The sequence below is a fragment of the Methylophilus glucosoxydans genome (assembly GCF_042676145.1).
Classification (GTDB): domain Bacteria; phylum Pseudomonadota; class Gammaproteobacteria; order Burkholderiales; family Methylophilaceae; genus Methylophilus; species Methylophilus glucosoxydans.
On record NZ_JBHTJW010000002.1, the window covers coordinates 369,401 to 388,494 of the forward strand.

13 protein-coding genes are annotated in these 19,094 nt (G+C 52.6%); 5 read left to right on the plus strand and 8 right to left on the minus strand.

Translation table 11 applies throughout. The features are described 5' to 3' along the window. Positions 1-27: 27 nt before the first annotated feature. From ACFQ1T_RS04235 to ACFQ1T_RS04245, 3 genes are all read right to left on the minus strand, one after another. Positions 28-1,263 carry a MalY/PatB family protein gene (locus ACFQ1T_RS04235; protein ID WP_379074189.1) on the minus strand — a complete coding sequence of 412 codons (1,236 nt, stop codon included), beginning with the start codon at positions 1,261-1,263 and terminating at the stop codon, positions 28-30. Then, positions 1,245-3,350, minus strand: a complete 2,106-nt coding sequence (ovoA, locus tag ACFQ1T_RS04240; RefSeq protein ID WP_379074192.1) for a 5-histidylcysteine sulfoxide synthase — start codon at positions 3,348-3,350, stop codon at positions 1,245-1,247. Before ovoA ends, ACFQ1T_RS04235 begins: the two co-directional genes overlap by 19 nt. Positions 3,351-3,552: 202 nt before the next feature. Next, the gene (locus ACFQ1T_RS04245) at positions 3,553-4,446 is read right to left on the minus strand and encodes a hypothetical protein (protein ID WP_379074195.1); all 894 of its coding nucleotides are present in this window, start codon (positions 4,444-4,446) and stop codon (positions 3,553-3,555) included. A 218-nt stretch (positions 4,447-4,664) separates the two neighbouring features. Here ACFQ1T_RS04245 and ACFQ1T_RS04250 point away from each other — a divergent pair, with 218 nt between their 5' ends. The 3 genes from ACFQ1T_RS04250 to ACFQ1T_RS04260 are packed head-to-tail and all read left to right on the plus strand — an operon-like array spanning position 4,665 to position 10,299. Next, entirely contained in the window at positions 4,665-6,053 is a 1,389-nt protein-coding gene (locus ACFQ1T_RS04250; protein ID WP_379074198.1) for a TolC family protein, read from the plus strand. Then, the gene (locus ACFQ1T_RS04255) at positions 6,050-7,201 is read left to right on the plus strand and encodes an efflux RND transporter periplasmic adaptor subunit (RefSeq protein ID WP_379074201.1); all 1,152 of its coding nucleotides are present in this window, start codon (positions 6,050-6,052) and stop codon (positions 7,199-7,201) included. The genes ACFQ1T_RS04250 and ACFQ1T_RS04255 overlap by 4 nt, the downstream gene beginning before the upstream one ends. Continuing rightward, entirely contained in the window at positions 7,198-10,299 is a 3,102-nt protein-coding gene (locus ACFQ1T_RS04260; RefSeq protein WP_379074204.1) for an efflux RND transporter permease subunit, read from the plus strand. The genes ACFQ1T_RS04255 and ACFQ1T_RS04260 overlap by 4 nt, the downstream gene beginning before the upstream one ends. Positions 10,300-10,374: 75 nt before the next feature. Here the strand turns inward: ACFQ1T_RS04260 and ACFQ1T_RS04265 are convergent, their stop codons facing one another. From ACFQ1T_RS04265 to ACFQ1T_RS04285, 5 genes are all read right to left on the minus strand, one after another. After that, positions 10,375-10,611, minus strand: coding sequence for a DUF2789 domain-containing protein (locus ACFQ1T_RS04265; RefSeq protein WP_379074207.1), 237 nt, complete (start codon positions 10,609-10,611; stop codon positions 10,375-10,377). Between the two features lie 147 nt (positions 10,612-10,758). Further along, complete coding sequence (locus tag ACFQ1T_RS04270) at positions 10,759-12,087, minus strand: chloride channel protein (protein WP_379074210.1); 1,329 nt, start codon at positions 12,085-12,087, stop codon at positions 10,759-10,761. A 134-nt stretch (positions 12,088-12,221) separates the two neighbouring features. After that, positions 12,222-13,085: a bestrophin family protein gene (locus ACFQ1T_RS04275; RefSeq protein ID WP_275357838.1), complete on the minus strand. Its 864-nt coding sequence runs from the start codon at positions 13,083-13,085 to the stop codon at positions 12,222-12,224. A gap of 44 nt (positions 13,086-13,129) precedes the next feature. Further along, positions 13,130-15,238, minus strand: coding sequence for a sensor histidine kinase (locus ACFQ1T_RS04280; RefSeq protein ID WP_194748907.1), 2,109 nt, complete (start codon positions 15,236-15,238; stop codon positions 13,130-13,132). Positions 15,239-15,277: 39 nt separating this feature from the next. Further along, positions 15,278-15,976, minus strand: coding sequence for a response regulator transcription factor (locus tag ACFQ1T_RS04285; RefSeq protein WP_194748906.1), 699 nt, complete (start codon positions 15,974-15,976; stop codon positions 15,278-15,280). 191 nt (positions 15,977-16,167) lie between these two features. Here ACFQ1T_RS04285 and ACFQ1T_RS04290 point away from each other — a divergent pair, with 191 nt between their 5' ends. After that, entirely contained in the window at positions 16,168-17,529 is a 1,362-nt protein-coding gene (locus ACFQ1T_RS04290) for a prohibitin family protein (RefSeq protein ID WP_379074215.1), read from the plus strand. 2 nt (positions 17,530-17,531) lie between these two features. Continuing rightward, positions 17,532-19,028 carry a hypothetical protein gene (locus ACFQ1T_RS04295; RefSeq protein ID WP_379074218.1) on the plus strand — a complete coding sequence of 499 codons (1,497 nt, stop codon included), beginning with the start codon at positions 17,532-17,534 and terminating at the stop codon, positions 19,026-19,028. Positions 19,029-19,094 lie beyond the last annotated feature (66 nt).

Here is a 19,094-nt window from a genome sequence, read left to right on the forward strand (position 1 = left end):
GTTCCTAGCGTGTGGTGAGGGAAGTATTTAAGTTGAGAGACCGTGACGGCTGCAGGCGGCTTTTAATCGCGCCAGCGCCGCGAGCACGTTGGCTTGGGGTGTGCCTATGTTCATGCGCATAAAGCCTTCGCCGCCATGACCAAACATCGCACCGGGCGAGAGGCCGAGTTGTGCTTCTTCAATAAAAAAGCGTTTTAATGCGGCGTCATGCAGATTGAGGGCGCGGCAATCCAGCCATAGCAGATAAGTGGCTTGCGGAGCGATGACTTTGATACTGGGCAGCTCTGCCTGAATATACGCCACTGCCGCATCGCGCGTAGCTTGCAGATAAGGCATCAGCTCATTTAGCCAGTTGCCGCCGCCGCGATAGGCCGCTTCAAAGGCGGCCATGTTGAGTGGGTTGGTCACTGAGAGGCCTAGCGTGTTGAGCTGGCGTTGAATGGCTTGCCGATGCGCGGTGTTTGGCACAATCAAGGCTGAGAGACCCAGGCCTGGAATATTGAAGGTTTTGCTGGGCGAGACGGCGGTAATCACGCGGTGGGACAACGCGGTTTGCTCGGCGGTTTCGGCTTGCATGGCCAGGCGGCTTAAGGGCTGGTGTTGCGCTTCTGCATAGACTAAATCGGCATGGATTTCGTCGGAGAGCACAACTAAGTCGTGCTGGTTAGCGATGCTTAAAATGGCTTCCATTTCTGCCGTTTGCCACACCCGACCTACCGGATTATGCGGTGAGCATAGCAGCAGCATGCGCCCCTGTTGCGCGCACGCCGTCAGGTGATCCATATCCATCTGGTATTGCGACTGGTTTGCGTGATCGGTGGTCAGGCTTAAGGGGTTTTCAAGCAAGTGCCGCTGCTGCCCGGTGACCGCTGAAAAAAACGGAAAATACACGGGTGGTTGCACGATCACGCCTTCGTCTGGGGCGGTGAGGGCAGCGACGACCAGGTTGAGCGAGGGCACCACGCCGGGTGTGAGCACAATCCATTCGCGCTGGACTGGCCAACCGTGCTTGATTTGTAGCCAATCAATCAGCGCTTGATACAGGCTATCGGGTGCCAGGGAATAACCAAACACCGGATGGGCGATGCGCGCTTGCAGCGCCTCGGTCACCGCTGCGGGCACGGCAAAATCCATATCGGCCACCCACATGGGCATGACCTCGGTGGTGCCGAAGGTCTGCTGGCGGCCATCGTATTTTAATGCGCCGCTACCTTCACGCGCGATGGGCTGGTCAAAGCGGCTGCTCAACGCACGCGCTCCCATAGCGTCACTTCTGACAGTGTATGCTGGAATTTGTGGCGGGTTTCACGAATCACAAACGGAATCTCTACCGGGGCTTGCATGAGTTTGAAGTGTGGGCTTAGCAGCGCTTTCAGGCCATCCAGCGTGGTCACATTTTCGCCATCTTGCTTGTAGCCGCCTATCCATTCCTCACGCGGGGTGTGCTCTTCCAGCCAGGTATACGGCGAGGTGATCATGAGTACGCCACCGATATTCAAGCGCTCATGAATGGTGCTCAAAAACTGGCGTGGGCGGTAGAGCCGGTCAATTAAATTGGCGGCCAGAATAAAGTCGTAGCCGGTGAATTGAGGCTTGAGGTTGCAGGCATCGCCCTGCCAGAATTCCACCTTGTCGACCACCTGGTCTAAGCCTAAGGCACTCAGTGTGCGCTCCTGGTAGCTGACCAAGTCGCCTTCATTGACCATGGTGTAACGCAACACGCCCTGTTCGGCCGCTTGTAACGCCAAGCCAATAAAGCGGGCAGAAAAGTCTATGCCGGTGACGTGATCAAACTGTGTGGCCAGCTCAAAAGTGGCACGGCCGGTGGCACAGCCTAAATCGAGCGCTTTGCGTTTTGGTTTGGCTTGCAAATGCTGCAGGGCATAATCGCTCAGCGCTTTGGGGAAGTTGGGTACGCCAAAATAGCTGTCACCATAATGGAATTCGGCATACTCGGACAGCTGCTTGTCAGATTCGTAATACGAGCTGTTATTTTCTACGGGGGTATCAGTCACAATATAGCGGAATCCTGCATGTTGAAAAAAATGTCGGCGAAAGGCGTAGCGCGCACTTTTAATCGCCTCGTTGCCCGTTGAGATCCAGGAGCCGCCCTTGATGAGATTATGGCGGCCATCATAGGTCGGGGTGGTAAAGTCATCGTACAACGGGTGTACTTTAAAGCCATCAAACGGAAAAATGGGTGTTTCTGTCCATTGCCAGACATTGCCCACCACATCATACAGCTCACCATGCGCAAACTGATTGACCGGGCAAGAAGACGCACCCTGTTCTAAAAACAGATTGGCATGATGGCCGTTGGCGACCTGGGCGTCGGACAAGCCAGCATGTTCATACAGACTATACCACTCCAGCTCGCTGGGCAGACGCACTGGTTTGCCTAGCTGTGCAGACAGCCAATTGCAAAACGCTTTGGCCTCATGGTAATTGACTTCTACCGGCCAGCTCCATGGCATGTCGATTTCTTCCGTCAGCAGGCGCAGTTGCCAGCCAGAGGCTTGTTTGATCCAAAACGTAGGATGCTCGGCTTGCGTATAGGTGCGCCAGGCCCAGCCTTCTTCTTGCCAGTAGGCCTCTGCCTGGTAGCCGCCCGCTTCCACAAAGCTTAAAAACTCGGCATTAGAGGTCAGGTATTGGGCCGCCTCAAAGGCTGGGCAGTGGCCGTGAAATTGACCGTATTCGTTATCCCAGCCGTAATACGTGTCTGACTTGCGCAACACAATTTCACGCGCCGGGATAGGCACCAAGCGATTTTCAGGGGCGACCACATCCCGCGCAGCAGAGGGTGCCCATGCGGGGGAGGGGCGAACATACTGTAAGGCATGTTGCCGGATCAGTACCGAGCTGGTTTCCAGATGGATGCGCTCATGCTCAATGCCCATCAGAATCGGCCACCACGGGCTCTCCCAATCAATCGGCAGCTCAAAAGGCAGGCGCGTGATCAGTTGGTCAACCACTTCGCGCACCTGTGCACGGTAGGCTTTCACCTCCGCTGGCGTTGGCCATTGGTAGTGGGCTTCGTTCACGTCATCCCAGCCCATTTCATCGACGCCGACCGCAAACATGGACTCAAACCTGGGATTCACGCGTTCGGTGATGAGCCCGGCCAGAATCAGCTTGTTGATAAAAAAGGTATGGGTATGGCCGTAGTAAAAAATCAGCGGATGTCTCAGCGCAATGGGTTTCACGTAGTACGCTTGCTCGTTGCTAAGCAGCGTAAATAAGGCTTCATAGACATCTGAGGTCTCATGAAAATAAGCCCGTATCTGCTCACGGGTGAGCGATGTGTGATCCTGGCTGAGTAGAAGGCTGCGATGAGGAGGTTTGGTCATGTCTGTAGTGATCGGTTTCGTGGCCTGTCTATCAAGCGCATCTTTAGAGATTGGAAAGTAAACGCACACAGAGGGGAATGCAAATCCCCAGGCAGCGCTTGTTTATTGAATAGCATTTGAAATGATTGGTTCAATTTGAATGCACGATACTCATTGGTGTCGTAGCGATGGATAGGGTGCGCAGCAAACGGTGGCAAGGCTGTTATGCAATCCAACCCAGCCATTGCGCCGCGCCCACCGCCGAGGCCTGCACGGCTTGTTGATAGGTGGCCGTCGCTGGCAAATGGTCAGCCAGCTGGTGTAGCGATCTGTAGCCAGGGTCTAAGCGTATGTCTTTTTCGCGGAAGATGCTGTGCTCTTGGGCATAGGTGTCTGCCAGCGCTCGCAGCGATTCGGCCAAGGGCTTGTTGGGCGCGCTGGGGATAAAGTCACCCAGCAGCCACAGGTGCACATTCTCCTCTTGGGAGTAGCCTGCTTTAGGGTCAGCCAGCATCATCGCATGGTCTATTCTAGCCTGAGTTTCAACTTCTTTCGGGTCACCATAGGCGACCTCGTAATATTTCACCGCACGCGTGAGCAAAGAGGTCGGGCCGTCAATCGGTACCTGGCCCACCGCATAATAGCCCGCAATCGCACGCAGGCTTTGCAAATGATGCTCTTTGCCGACAAAGTGGATGGGTTCGCCTTGTGCCTGCAACGCTTGAATACCCGCCGCCATGTCTTTGGTCGCGGCGTAAATCAGCGCGGCGCTCTGTTCAGCACTACCACGCTTGGCACTATCACGCTCGGCATTTTTTCGGGCCAGGCTGTAGTTGATCATGGCGGTGCCGTTGCGATACAGCTCCAGCGCACTGGCGGCAGCGACTTCACCCTGCGCATCCAGCACTACCGACACGGCCATTTTGGTGCCGTTGGCATTGCCATCCGCCAAGGCAGCCAGCCAATTAGGCAACTGCTCTGCGGGCCATTCCGGGTATTGCTCGCGGGCAAGGGTAAACACTTGCGGCAGCAGCCGGGATTGCTCGGTCACGCTTAAGTTTTGCAACCTTACGATGCTGTGTGCTGGGGGTAGATTGTAGTCGTAGCGGGCGATCATAGTGACCTATTTTAAGTGTGGTACAAGTGAGCATTCAACCGTTTTTCTGCAAGGGTGTCAGCGCACTGATGGTATGAGTGCTGCAGGCTTGCAATCTCGCTACGATGCTGGCTGGCATGCAAAGGCGCTTTAGGCATGAAAACCAGGCATTTTAGGCGGTTGTAATAAATCCTTCACAAAATGGATTCATGATGGACGACATTTGAAATGCCGCCTTTATGAAGTCATTGTTTCCGCATCTCCGACCGCTGTTACTGCTCCTGTTGGCAGCCGTGCAGATGCCTGCTTTTGCAGCGGAGGTTATTGCGCCGCCCGCTTTTGTCAAAGACGGCCTCTCCGCCCGGTTACCCGATCAAAATCATTCACCGCTGGCTGCTGAGCAGCTGGAAGACACGGCGCTCGATCTCAACAAAACCATCTATCTCGCACTTCAGGCAGACCCGCAAATCAAGTCTGCGGTGGAAGGCATTTATCAGGCCGAGGCGGACCTTGTCACGGCCAAGTTGCCGCCTAACCCGGTGATGAACGTCTCCAATACCTTGATGCCGCTGAATCAGTCTTTTAACGTCAATCGCCAAGGCGGCCCTCCGCAGTTTGATCTCGGGGTGGCATATCCGATTGATTGGTTTGTGTTTGGCAAGCGTGCGGCTGAGATGCGTGCTGCCCAACTCGGGGTGGAGGTGGCCAGGGCGAGTGTGAATGACACTATCCGGTTGCGCATTGCTGGGGCGATTGCAGCTTTTTACGATGTGCTGGAGGCGCAAAATCTGCAAGCGCTGGCGCAGGAGGATTTCACCGAGCTGGCGGCCCTGAAAGCGTTGACGGAAAAACGGGTGTTAATCGGCGGGGCCGGGTCTATCGAGCTGGATAGAGTGAATTTGTCTTTGCTCTCCAGCCAAACCGAGTTGCGCGCCAAACGGGTGGCTGTGGAAAATGCCATCAGCCGCCTGAAGGCCTTTCTTGGCATGCAAAAGAACAAAGTCATCCACGTGGTTGGCAGCCTGGAGATTGAGCATCCGCAGCCGATCAGTGATCCTGAGTATTTGATCCAGATGGCCGAGGAAAACCGGCCGGATATCGCCATGCTAAAGCGGCAAATCGAACAGTCAGTCGGCAATATCGAGCTCGAAGAGGTCAAGGCTTATCCCTCAGTGGTGACCCATGTGGGGGTGACCCGCCAGTTTCAGAAAGAGGCGATTGGTTTCCCGGATCAGAATGCCTGGGGCATAGGCGTGGATGTTTCGTTGCCAGTATTTGACCACAACCAGGGCAATATTGCCAAGGCCAAATCACTCAAAAGGCAGAGTGAGCTGGATCTGGACACGCAGCTGATTGAGCTCAGGTCTGAAATTGAGCGTAATTACCACGTCTATGACGCTTCGTATCTGGTGCTGGTCAATGAGGCCGACACCAAGCTGGGTGTTTCTAAAGTGATCCGTGACAAGATGAAAGCGGCTTACGCGCTGGGCGGCAAGAGTCTGTTCGAGTTATTGGATGCGCAAAGAAACTACCGCGAAACCAATCGCGTACACATTATGACGTTATCCAACTATTGGCATTCGCTCTACGCCTTGAATGCAGCCATTGGGAAGCAGGTTTTAAAATGAGTCAATTACAAAAAAAGGGCGCCCTGGTTGCACTGGTGCTATTGGGGATGGTAGGTGCCGGGCTTTATTATATGGCCGCACGCTCGGTCAAGCCGGCGGTCGCGTCGGCCCCGGCCCAGCAGGGGCAGGCAGTGACGCTGTTGCGGAACGGGCAAATCCTGATTGATCCGGCTTCAACCTTTAATCGCAAGATTCTGCGCGAGCAGCTGCAACTGCAAGCCGTCAGTTTGCCAGACTTGACCGTGACCGGCAGCATTATTGCCAAACGAAAACCGACCAGCGCGGCCGACGATGAGCAGTATGAGTTCATCAATCAGCAAATCTCCAGTTTGTATGCCAACTGGAAAAACGATGGCAATGAAATCGAGTTTTTGAGCAAGCAGTACAAGAAAACTGCCGAGCTGAACGAGGCCAAGTTGCACTCGCAACGGATAGAGGTGGAGCGCCTGAAAAAACTGGTGGATATCGGCACAGAAGCTGCCAGAGACTTGAGCCTGTCGGAAGCCAACTTGCTGCAGGCGCAGCTGGAAGGGCAGAAAGCACTATTTGATATTCAGAGCGCTTTAAACCAGGCAAGAAACAACCGTGCGGATGCGGAACGTCAGCTGTTTCAGCAGGGCATAGACATTGATTTACTGATCCGCCTGAAGGCGGATGAAGTGCTGGTGGCGGGCGATGTGCCGGAAATGAATGCTGGCAAGGTGTATGCGGGCCAGGCCCTGACCACCGTGTTTTACGGCAATGCGGATAAACCGTTTGCGGGCAAGCTGGCGAGCATTTCTCCGCTGGTGTCATTTGAGAAGCGTTCCTTACGCATTTACTATGCGCTGCAGGACAGTCTGCATCAGCTCAGGCCCGGCATGTTTGCCGATATCCAGTTAGGCACTGAGCAGCGCAAAAAAATGCTGGTGTCGAATGAGGCCCTGATTCATCTCAATAAAAAAGATTATGTCTTTGTCTTGAGCCAGCCGAATACCTGGAAGCTGGTGGAAGTGACCATCGGCGATAATTTTGATCGTAAATCGGTTGAAATCCTGTCCGGGCTGCGAGAACACGACACCATCATTGCGCATGGCGCCATTTTGCTCAAGCCCTTGGCCATCAAGGCGGTAGAGATTGTGAATGCGGACGAGAGTGCTGCATCATGATGGCGAAATTGATTCGCCAGGCATTGCAGTACAAATGGATCGTCATCGGCTTGCTGGTGGCGCTGAGTCTGTTGAGTCTGTATTCCCTGTCGCGCATGAAAATCGATGCCTATCCGGATATTTCATCGCAAATGGTGCAGATCATTACGGTGTTTCCGGGCAAGGCACCCGAGGATGTCGAGCGCCAGGTCACGGTGCCGCTCGAAATCCTGATGAAAAATGTCCCCAATGTGGAGACCGTCCGCTCGCGAACCATCTTTGGGTTGTCGGTGATTCAGCTTATTTTCAAGGAAGGCACCGAAAGCTACTGGGCCCGGCAGCGCGTGCAGGAAAAACTGTCACTGTTTACGTTGCCGCCGGGGGCTGAGGCTGAGCTGGGGCCACTGGCGACGGCGTATGGGGAGATGGTGCGCTATCAGCTGACCGGCGGTGAGGGCAGCGACCTGGTGCAGTTGCGTACCTTGAATGACTGGGTGGTGATCCCCAGGTTGTTGCGGGCGGATGGGGTGGCCGAGGTCACCAATTTCGGCGGCTATGAGAAACAGTACGGCATTATTCTGAATCCCTCGCAATTGCGTCGCTACGATGTGTCGGTGAATGATGTGATTGAGGCGGTGCAATTAAACAATGCCAACTCCGGCGGCAGCCTGCTGTCGCGAGGCAGTATGTCGTTTGTCATTCGTGGTGAAGGTGCGATCAAGAGCAAAAAAAATATTGAGGATAGTTTTCTCAAGAATATCGATGGCCAGCCCATTTACGTGCGCGATGTGGCCAGTGTGCAAATCAACAAAAAGATTCCGGCCGGGATTTTTAGCAAGAATACGGTGGATGAGTCCGTCGAAGGCATCGTCTTGCTCAGAAAAGGCGAAAACCCGTCCGAGGTGCTGGCCAGGGTCAAACAGGCGATACAGGAGCTGAACGACGGCATGCTGCCCAAGGGCGTCCAGCTGGTGCCGTTTTATGACCGCAGTGAGCTGATCAACAGCACCTTGAATACGGTGACGCATAGCGTGGTGTTAGGTATTGCGCTGGTGTTGCTGGTGCTGTTCTTGTTTTTTGGGCGGCCCTCGCTGGCCATTCTGGTGGCCTTGACCATTCCGGTGGCGTTGGTGTTTGCCTTGCTGGTGATGTATTTGACCGATATCCCGATTGGCTTGTTGTCCTTGGGTGCGATTGATTTCGGTGTGCTGGTGGACGGGGCGATCATCATTTCTGAAAACATAGCCAGACGTCTGGATGAGCGCAATCATGTTGCGGATCCGTCATCGGTGGAGCTCACGGTGCTCAATGCCACGCTGGAGGTGGAAAAACCCGTATTCGTTTCAATTTTGCTGATTATTGGCGGCTTTTTGCCTCTGATCTCGCTGACGCATATTGAGGGCTTGCTGTTCCGGCCCATGGCCATGACCATTATTTTTGCACTGATAGGTGCCAGTTTATTCTCATTCTTTGTGGTGCCGGTGCTGGCGACGATGATCTTTAAACAGGGATTCAAGGAGCGGCACAACCCAGTTCTAGAGCGCGTGAATCAGTGGTATACCCGTGGCATCACGCACTTGTTGCGCCATGCCTCAAAAACGCTGGTGGTGGTGTTTGCCAGCCTGGTCTTGCTGCTGGTGTGGGTAGTGCCCAAAATCGGCAGCGAGTTTTTACCGTATATGGATGAAGGCGTGGTCTGGGTGCGCGCCAATTTCCCGGAGGGGACGTCGCTTGAGCAGACCGCACTGTTTGGCAAGCGCTTGCGTGAAATTGCACTGCAGTACCCGGAGGTGAAGTATGCCACCATTCAGACCGGCCGCAATGACAGCGGCACCGACCCGTATCCGCCAAGCCGGATCGAGATGATGATTGTGCCGCAACCACATGAGCGCTGGCAGCAGTTTGCCACCAAGGCCGAGTTGATTGTTGCCCTGGGACAGGCATTCAGAAATGAATTTCCGACTACCCGATTCAATTTTACCCAGCCCATCATCGACAGTGTGACCGAGGATTCCAACGGCACCTCGGCCGATATGGCGGTGGAGTTTTCCGGGCCAGACCTTGATGTGTTACTGGGCTTGGCCAGGCAGTCCGAGGATTGGCTGAAAACGGTGGACGGTGCGGTGGATGTGAATATCGAGCAGGAGGGGCCGCAGCCGCAGCTGGTGATTACGCCCAACCGTGCCTTGTGCGCGCGCTACAAAGTCAATATTCATGATCTTTCGGCGTTTATTGATAATGCGATTGGCGGTGCACCCGTGGGCGTGATTTACGAAGGCGAGCGCAGGTTTGATATTGTGGCCAAGTTTGACAAGGCGGCCATCAGCTCTGTCAATGCCATAGAACGCTTGCCGGTGACCAACACCGATGGCGTGACGATCCCGCTGTCGCAGGTCGCTGCCATCCGTGTGGTAGATGGGCAAACGATTATCGCCCGCGGCGATGGCAAGCATAGAATCACGGTGCGCAGCGACATCCGTGGCCGCGATCAGGGCGGCTTCGTCGCCGAAGCGCAACAGTTGCTGGCACAAAAAATGGTGATTCCAAACGGCTACCGGATGAGCTGGATCGGCATGTATGAAAATCTGGACCGTGCTGCCAACCACTTCAAGGTGCTGGTGCCGCTGACCATGGCCATCATCTTTGCCATCCTGTTTTTCTTTTTTAAATCCTATCGAGATACGCTGGTGGTGTTGTCTGTGTTGCCCGCCGCGCTGGCGGGCGGGCTGTTGGCGCTGTTCATGCGCGGCATGCATCTGAATGTGTCTACCGGGGTTGGCTTTGCCGCCGTGTTTGGGGTGTCGATCATGAGCGGGGTACTCATGGTTAAAACCATTAAAAACTACTCAACGCAGGGGCAGGCCTTGCATACCGCGATTATTGAGGGCGCCAGCGTTTGCATGCGGCCAGTCATGATGGCCTCATTGGTCGCGATATTGGGCTTGCTGCCCGCCTCGCTTGCGACGGGGCTGGGCTCGGATGTACAACGCCCGCTGGCGACAGTGATCGTGTGGGGGCTGTTCTTCTCGTCAGTGATTTCGTTATTTATTTTGCCGGTGATGTATCAGGCCTTGCACGGCAGACATGCCAAGCCAGAGACTGTGTCCGCGCTGGCATAACACACCTTATAAAAAGCCACCTAGTGCGGCTTTTTATGGGAGGCTGTACAGGGTCAGCCGCACAGTCATCCTGCCTTATTTGGCATGTAGCCTGGCATTTAGCTGGTCGATGACCTCTGCCCAGTCCGCATCCTTCAATATTTCTTCTCTTAAAAAAGCGGCTTGCGCCGGTGTCCAATACGGGGCATCCGCCAGTGAAATGGTGCCTGCCAGTTGACGATGCGTGTGGATAAACTGTTCAATCTCGGCATCGCTATTCGGCAAGCCGAGTTGGGCAAACAGATGGTTGAGGCTGTGTAGTGACGCTTCCATAAGGCGGACTCCTGACGTTGTGGGGTTGACTAAGCACGGCATCTGCGAGGCGGGCAAACGATTCGCCTGCCTACCTGCGCGGTCATTGAGGTCACCAGTCTACGCCGAAACTTGGTCGGCTAGTGGTTCTCTGACGGCTGCCTGGCCTCAGGGGTGATCCAGCCGCTTTTGATCTGGCGGGCCCGCGGTAAACTGGCCAGCAAGTACCGAATAAAGCGGGCGGCTGAAGATGCGCGAAGTGACGGTGGCAATCAGTGACACCGCCATCAGGCTGATCACCATTTCATGCCCGTCTATCATCTCCATGACAATAATAAACGAGGTGATGGGCGCTTGCGTCACGCCAGCCAGAAAGCCTGCCATGCACAAGGCACTAAAGGCAATGGTGAGGTGGTGGTAATGAAAAATGCTGGCTAAGTCATAGCCTATGCCTGCGCCGATGGAGAGTGCCGGGGCAAAAATGCCGCCGGGGATCCCGCTTAAATAGGTGAAGATGGTGGAGAGGTATTTGACCACAGGGTAGTACCAGGTTTCATTGATGGAGCCATTGAGCATGGCTTTGGTGAGTGAATACCCTGAGCCATTGGCGGCACCATGACTGACGATGCCCAGACCGGCTACCAGCAGCGCACAAAAGCCCGTCCAGTATAGCGGATGACGGGTACGCAAGCGGGTGATTCTGCCGGGCAGGTTTTCTGTGAGTTCGATCAGGGTTTTGCTGAAGATACCACCAAACACGCCACACACCAGTCCGCCAATCAGCACGGGCAGCAAAATTTGCGTATCAATCGGACTCACTCTGAGGCTGCCAAAATAGGTGTAGTTGCCTTGCAATGAAATCGAAACCAGCCCGGACAAGACAATGGCCGAAATCATCACGCCATTGGTTCTTTGCTCAAATTTGCGGCTGAGCTCTTCTATGGCAAAGATAATCCCTGCCAGCGGGGTATTGAACGCCGCCGAAATGCCCGCGGCTCCGCCGGCCAGAATCAGGTGTTTAGGGTCGATTTGAAAGGTTTGCGGCAAAAAGCGGCGAAAGGCATGCATGATGCTGGCCCCCACCTGTACCGAAGGCCCTTCTCTGCCTGCGGAAAAGCCTGCGGCCAGGCCGAGGATGACCAGCCCCATTTTGGAGACCGCAATTTTAATCGATACCAAATGGCCAATCGGCTGATGTTCTGCGTACGACAGCGCCGCCATGGTCTGCGGGATGCCGCTGCCGGCAGCGCCGGCAAACCAGCGCTTGGTCGCCCAGACTATAAAAATGCCTACCACTGGCATGACGATGAGCGGTAGCCACCAGAGCGCCGATTGCATCTGATCAAACCAGGCGATGGCATACTCGGTGGCACGGGCAAACAACACAATGACCAGCCCGGTGATGATGGCCGCCGACCAGATGATCAGACGGCCTAGCCACAGATGCACATCAGTCATTTTGATGGAGGCGAGGATATTTTTCAGGTCGTTCAGCATGGAGGTATCGCTGCCAGTTTACCGGGAGTGGGTGCTTGCGCGATGCACTAAACTTAAGTTCATGAGCGCAGGCTTTAACAAAAATGCACTTACATCATAACAAATATGATGAGCATAAATACTTGTTATGACGTTTAAAGTAGCTCTTCGACGTGCTTTTTGATATTTGCCGCCATTTTGGGGGTAGGCAAATCATTGGTGTCGGTGCCAAACGGGTCTTCAATTTCTTCGGCAATCAGCTCCAGACTGGCTAAGACGTAAAAGATAAACACCACCACCGGGATCACGTAATAGCCCAGGCTAAACACAAAGCCGAACGGTAACGTCATCACGTAGAAGAAAATGAATTTTTTGATGAACGCGCTATAAGAGTAGGGGATGGGCGTGTTTTTGATGCGTTCGCACACCCCGCACACTTCGGTGAAGGCTTTGAGTTCGTCATGAAGGATAAAAAACTGGTCACCGCTGATTTTGCCTGAGGTATAAAGCAGGTTGGCTTGTTGAAAAATGCGCTTGGCGATCTGGTTCGGGTGGTGCTCATGGTGGTCAATGTCCAGATCCAGGCCTTCAAACAGCATTTTGCTGACCTCGGCATTCATCAAATGTTGGGAAAGCACGGTGGCATAAGTGGGGATAATTTTTCTAAAAAAATCACGGTCATGGTCATCACCCAGATAAGCCGATAGCTTGATTGCCAGATTGCGGCTGTTATTGACCAGCGACCCCCAGGCTTTGCGGCCCTCCCACCAGCGGTCGTAGGCGGTATTGGTGCGGTAGGCCAGCAACAAGGACAAGACAAAACCGACGGTGGTGTGTATCAGCGACAGGTTTTTGACATGGCTGCTGTCGGCCAGCTTCCAGTATTCGATTTCAAGATAGGCGACGCCTCCGGCATAGGCGCCAATCAGCAGCATCATCGGCATCAGTTGGCGGAAGGTATCTGACTCGTGAAAACGAAAGATGAAGGTCAGCCAGTCTTTGGGGTTGTATTGAATCATAAGTGCGCTAAATGATAGTGTGTTGGTTTCCGACAGTGATCTGTTCAGCTGTTGACACGCTGCAGGCTCAATTTGAAGCTGACACCTTCAGTATGGTTGGTTGCAATTACGGTGCCGCCCATTTTCGCCATATACGTTTTAACAACAAACAGTCCTTGACCACGATGCTCATTTTGCTCAGTTAATAAGGCATCAGAAACACCGTATTCAAAGATGCGATCCAGCATGTCAGGGGCAATATGGCTCCCTTGATTCGAAATACTCACAATGGCGTTGGTGTCGGTCAACTCCAGACTAAGGGTAATAGGACTGCCTGCTTTGCGGTAGCGATTGGCGTTGGTAAGAATATGGGTTACAACATCTTCCAGTGAGAATTCGTCGGCTCTAACTAAAACGCTTTCGGATAATGACGTGAAGACAACGTCTGCTACTTCGACAAAATGTGCGTTAGCAGCAATTTTGGTCAGAAATTCGTTGAGGTCTATGACATCAACGTGCAGGTTTGCGATTTCCAGGGCCTCGCTAGGTGAGGCGCTACCATACAATACACGAATTGCCTGTTGCATCCGTTGGATGTAGCGATGGCTGTTATCCTCTGCATTTGGGTGTAGCACCATTAATGATTGCAACGGCGACATGATTTCATGGCCGACGGCATGCCACATGTCGCGTTCCTGCTGTGCACGTATTTGTTCACGCTGTACATCGTCTTTGACGCGTTGCAACAGATCTGACAGACCACCGGCTAGAATGCCCAGCTCATCAGAGCCGCGGAGGTCTGATACGTCCAGCATGCTAATACGCTGCTCAACTTGTGCATTCTGATGATCCTGAACGTTATAGGACACGGTTGCTGCACGTTTAGTCAGGGTGGCTATGCGCCGTAAAAAACTGACTTCAATTAATAGCCATGCGAGGGCTATTGCACTCAACATGGCACCTACATACCATGAAAGTCTGCTAACAACAGCGCTCAGGCTGCGGTCAATAAATCTGGTATCACCAGAGAGGACAATCTCATAGCTTCCTCTTGAAGTGTGTATGGTTTCGGTAAGGACAGGTGGAGTTTCAGATTTCCCTCCCGCTGCTCTATTCATTGGCAAGTGTTGAATGAGGCGCGTGATCCAGTGAGATGAGTGTTCCATATGATCCAGTTTTGCGCGGATATGAATAATGTCATTGGCCTCGCCTAGTCTGCGTATGCGCAGTGTTTCGCCAGCATGCAGTGTGTCTTCAAGATCATTTAATGCAAAGGGAGGAATTGCGCCAGCCCGATTGCTATCAAATAGTGGCTGCTCAGATTCGGGCGGTAAAATCTCCACCCTTACCAGTATATGTTCAAGGTCTTTGGGAGGCCAGATAGGTAGAGATTTTTCAAACAGGCCCCTTCTAAAGGACTCTACTGGTAAACGGATAGAGAAAAAGGAGGCCTTGCGACAATGGTCACTTGATTCCTGGAGGCATTGTTTGCCCTGCCACAGCCAGCCTCGAAAGTCACGAACAGGTTTTGCGTTTGGTGTCAGCAAGTCACCATGGTCAACAAATCCGGTCAACCGTCCCCTGACTAGGTTGGCATCTGTTGGCTGAATGGCTTCATACGGCGCAATCCATCGCATAGTTTCACCTCGCATTGTGAGGGTCACCCTTGCCCGGTGTACATTGGAAAGGTTTAGCGCACCACGCTCATGCCCGACCAGTTCACCACTTATGAAATTACCAACAATATAGATAAAGCCGCCAGCATAGGGATTGTTACCGATGGCGACACAGACATCGCCCTGATTGGGATAATGTGTCAGACAGCCTGCAATTTCCACTGCTTGTTGCGCCTTATTCTGATCATCAAAATCAAGTGCTGCATAAGGTAGTAACAATGGGCTTAGCGGGGTAAGGGTTCTATTTTGCTTGCCTGGATTTAGCAATGCTAGCTGACCAGAAGGGTGGCGGAGGCGCGCGATGATTCCGGATAAGGTTTTTTCCATCCCTTGTGCATAGGTTTGGTGGCTACGCAGTTTCTCTTCTTTGATTAACACGAGCGCCAACGACAAGGTGGCAATAATCAGGAACAGAAATGCACCACGTAGTAGCAAACGACCACGAAGGGACGAGACGCCTAACTTGGGGACTGACAGGCTGTTTAAATCTAATCGCATATCGACCTTTTAGCCCTGATGATATTCAGTAGCATATGGCTAGCTGACCCAACGGAATCCGCGCATGGGGATGTTTTCAATAGCGTTGAAGTCAGGGTCTAGGTCCCGGAAAGCATCGCGGATAGTGCTCACGTGTTTGCGGACATTGTCGCGGTTACGACCACTCTTTACCACATCGAATAGCTGGTCGTAGGATACTACCTGTCCACGCTGCTGATACAGCGTGGCAAGAATGCGTTGTGCAGTCAGCGGTAGATTGATGCGTTCCCCACGCCAAATAGGCGTGCGTTGCCACAGTGGATCCAGGACCAATTCGTCTGGCGCCACGGCAACTTGTTTTTGAGCGCTTTCCTTCTGACTTTTGGCCACGCGTAAAATATCCAGAAAAGTTTCGACGAAGTCGGATTCTTCGAACGTGGTTTTTTGTAGGTAATCCCATGCGTCCAGCGCTTTCATTATACTGCGGTAAATCGCGGCAGGCATGGCAGAGACGACAAGTACCGGTGTACCCTGATATTGCTTATTGATGGAGTTAATAATGGCAACCCCTGCATTACGCTCACGCCCAAGCTCAATATCAAGAAGCACGACGTCATAGCGCTCTTTGGCCAGTGCGGCCTCAGCATCATCGCGATTAAACCATTGGTCAATCTGGATATCTGGTTTCGTTGCTTTGATCCAACCCGCCAGCTGATTGCTCGTGGGTACATCGTCTTCAATTACAGCAACTTTGGTCATTGACAGCTCCCAAGGTGTATCACGGTGAAGGGATAGCGGTATCCGCATCTATTGCTGGGTATTATCCGTGCTAAACGATAAAAGTGGTGTGAGTTTTTCTTCCGCGACATGAAGATTTACAGCGCTTTTGTGAGTAGATTGGGCATACGCACGCATAGAGTCTTCCGCGAGAAATGTGAAAAATAGCAGCCATGGATTCGTCATCAAAACACCGACGAAATTTCAAAAAGCCATTTTTACATAAGGGAGACATCATGTTGAATCGCATTAAACAAATGACAAATACTATTCGCCAGGCTTTCAGTCAGTCTTCTCAAGACTCAGGGGCAGCTTTGGCGGGCTCTGGCTGGACTGTTTTTAAATCTACAGAAAACTTTTTCTCGGAAACCAGGGGCACCCTGCTTGTGCTAGCTGCAACTGGTGCTGTGGGGTTTCTGCTTTACACCCATCCACTGATGCAAGGGCTGCCAGCAGGCGGGGTCGGCGTACGTACCAATCGCTTAACTGGCGAAGACACTGTTTTTCGCAGCGGAGGCGTAATTGTCCTACCAATGATTCATGACTTGAGGGTGTTTTCCTTACGCGACCAAACTTATCGACCTAAAGATATGAGTCATGCCGACGGACCTTCACCGTTACAATCATTAGAAGGACTTTCTTTGGGTGTAGACCTCGCTGTGCGTTATGCCGTAGATACAGGTAAGGTTGATGCTATGGCTAAAAAGTTACCAGATAACATTGGCCAGGAAATCGTAGAGCCTGCGGTTCAAGGCATCGTCTATAAAACATTCTCTGGGTACACCGTAAAAGAGATTTTTTCCAGCAAACGACAGACGATTCAAAAAATGATTGAAGCCGAACTCAAGCCAAAGTTGGCTGCGGATGGCATCGTGCTCAAGTCAGTTCAAATTGGCAAGATAGATCTTCCAGCAGATTATCGGCGTGGTATGGAGTCTCTGTTGGCTGAAGAGTTGGCCAGTGAAAAAATGCGCTATACGTTAGAGCTTAAAGACAAGCGTGTGAAAGAGGCCGAGCTCGAAGCGAGTGCAGAAAAAGTACGCCGTGAAAAATCTGCTGAGGCCGCTGCCAACGAGCAAATTATTGCGGCCAAAGCGCAGGAAGATGCGATGAAGCATATTCTTCCGTTCAAACAGCGCCAAATCGAACAAAGGCAGTTGGAGGCAGAAGCCGATAAACAGAGTCGGATTCGACTCGCTGAGGGCAATGCCAAGTCCCGTGAAATTGAGGCGGTTGGTGAAGCGAATTCACGTGAGAAGTTGGCAGATGCAGAGGCTTATCGCATGGAGCGGTTAGGCAAGGTGAATGCCGAACAAATGGAGCGTGAAGGCGTATTGGTGACCAAGCATCCACTCCTGATTCAGAAAGCACTGGCAGACAAGTTGTCTGACAACATACAGGTGATTATTGCGCCACCCCCAGCCGATGGCGGTTTTATCGGTAGCGCGTTGATAGGTGGAAATCATCAAAGCACAGGTACACAATCCTCTCAAACAGTCGTCACAAACATGCAGTCTGAGAATGAGGCAGAGTAATCATGGCAATCACCACCTTGGCATCACTGGCAACCGCGACAGCGCTTTCCAGCGCGATTATTACCCAGAATCCGGTAGCACTGCGCTCTGCACCACGTGATTCTGCCAATCAACAGGCAACCTTGTGGCAGGGTGAGGTCGTAGAGGTGCGGGGAACGCGCATGGATTACCTGCAGGTCTATGATTACAAACGTGAGCGTGCAGGCTATATCCGTGCTGATCAGGTGAGAATGACCAAGTTTGAAAGTGCTGAAGCGCCAGAACTCCTATCCGTGATCCGTTATGTTCATGACGTGTCTGGCGCAGAAACGTTAGGCATTGCTCTTGCTGCAGCTTATATCAAGGCTGCGCCAGCTGACGAAGTGAATGGCAGTCATGGTACGGAAGTACTGGAGTCGATTGGCTATTTTGCAGACAAGCTTGCCCGTCGGGCTTCATCGGCGGCTACATTGAGCAAATCTGCAGCGACGACGTTATCTGCCCAACTGGATGTCGCTGCGCAGTATGGTATCAAGTTTAAGAGTTACGAATTGGCAAACGGGGTACAGATTTGTTATGACGGCGAAGCATATCGGCAAGTGCTTGCCATGAAGGCAACATCGTTACAGATTGCAAACGCGGCTTTGAGCTTGACCAAGCCTGAATGCATGGATCCCAGTCTACAACCGATTGCACGCACTCAGACGGATATGTGGCGACTGGACGTATTGGCCCATGTGAATACTACAGATTTGCCCGTATTTCTGAAGAATCGGGTAGAGATGCGTCGGGCAATGATATTGAGCAATTTGGCGTATGCGCGTAGTCGTCTGCAGACGGCGCCGGAAGCCTTAAAACTCTCTGGTATTAATACAGCTGCGGCAGCGTTGGCACAACAATCCATCCGTGCGTTCGCCAGTGTGAATAAAAATGAACTGCCGGATGATGATTTGCCTTTGTATAACGATACGGCAATACTGGTCAATGCCAACCGCCTGGCAGCCCAGCCTCTTAGTGTTGCTGATAAGCATGATCATAACACGCTGGCACTCTTGACCTCTGGCGGACAACCTGGCGAAACCTGTGTATCACTTACAGATGGACAACATGACCTTAAGACACCGCTGGCGGCAAAGTGCACTTACGGATTGGTATGGGAAAACTCGGTATCAATCAATCGCGAACGAAATGCACTCGTTGTTGCAGTGCAACCTATGCAAGGTTGGCGCGAAATGTGGGTATTTCGCAAAGAAAACCATGGCTGGGTACTGAGTGTGCTGCCGCCTGCGGCAACTAGTCCTCTATTAGGCTATATAGAATTTGCAGGCTGGGTCCCCGGTGGCAAACAAATGCTGGTTGCTCGTGAGAGTAGGGGTGAAGGTAAATATAAGCACAATTTTGAAGTAGTGAATCTTGATGCTTTAAACATTGAGCGTCAGGCATCAGACCCAACAATACTTGGCCCGTTTCAACGCTGGCAGGACCCTGTCTGGAAAAATACGACATTAAGCGTGAGGTAGACGATCATTCAGTAAAACCAGGCCGCTCTGGCCGCCTTTTGTAAGCACTCAACTATTTTTAAATTA

Excerpts from the sequence above, each read along its gene's own strand:
- ACFQ1T_RS04235 (WP_379074189.1), bottom strand. The coding sequence starts at position 1,263 with ATGGGAGCGCGTGCGTTGAGCAGCCGCTTTGACCAGCCCATCGCGCGT.
- ovoA (WP_379074192.1), bottom strand. The coding sequence starts at position 3,350 with ATGACCAAACCTCCTCATCGCAGCCTTCTACTCAGCCAGGATCACACA.
- ACFQ1T_RS04245 (WP_379074195.1), bottom strand. The coding sequence starts at position 4,446 with ATGATCGCCCGCTACGACTACAATCTACCCCCAGCACACAGCATCGTA.
- ACFQ1T_RS04250 (WP_379074198.1), top strand. The coding sequence starts at position 4,665 with ATGAAGTCATTGTTTCCGCATCTCCGACCGCTGTTACTGCTCCTGTTG.
- ACFQ1T_RS04255 (WP_379074201.1), top strand. The coding sequence starts at position 6,050 with ATGAGTCAATTACAAAAAAAGGGCGCCCTGGTTGCACTGGTGCTATTG.
- ACFQ1T_RS04260 (WP_379074204.1), top strand. The coding sequence starts at position 7,198 with ATGATGGCGAAATTGATTCGCCAGGCATTGCAGTACAAATGGATCGTC.
- ACFQ1T_RS04265 (WP_379074207.1), bottom strand. The coding sequence starts at position 10,611 with ATGGAAGCGTCACTACACAGCCTCAACCATCTGTTTGCCCAACTCGGC.
- ACFQ1T_RS04270 (WP_379074210.1), bottom strand. The coding sequence starts at position 12,087 with ATGCTGAACGACCTGAAAAATATCCTCGCCTCCATCAAAATGACTGAT.
- ACFQ1T_RS04275 (WP_275357838.1), bottom strand. The coding sequence starts at position 13,085 with ATGATTCAATACAACCCCAAAGACTGGCTGACCTTCATCTTTCGTTTT.
- ACFQ1T_RS04280 (WP_194748907.1), bottom strand. The coding sequence starts at position 15,238 with ATGCGATTAGATTTAAACAGCCTGTCAGTCCCCAAGTTAGGCGTCTCG.
- ACFQ1T_RS04285 (WP_194748906.1), bottom strand. The coding sequence starts at position 15,976 with ATGACCAAAGTTGCTGTAATTGAAGACGATGTACCCACGAGCAATCAG.
- ACFQ1T_RS04290 (WP_379074215.1), top strand. The coding sequence starts at position 16,168 with ATGGATTCGTCATCAAAACACCGACGAAATTTCAAAAAGCCATTTTTA.
- ACFQ1T_RS04295 (WP_379074218.1), top strand. The coding sequence starts at position 17,532 with ATGGCAATCACCACCTTGGCATCACTGGCAACCGCGACAGCGCTTTCC.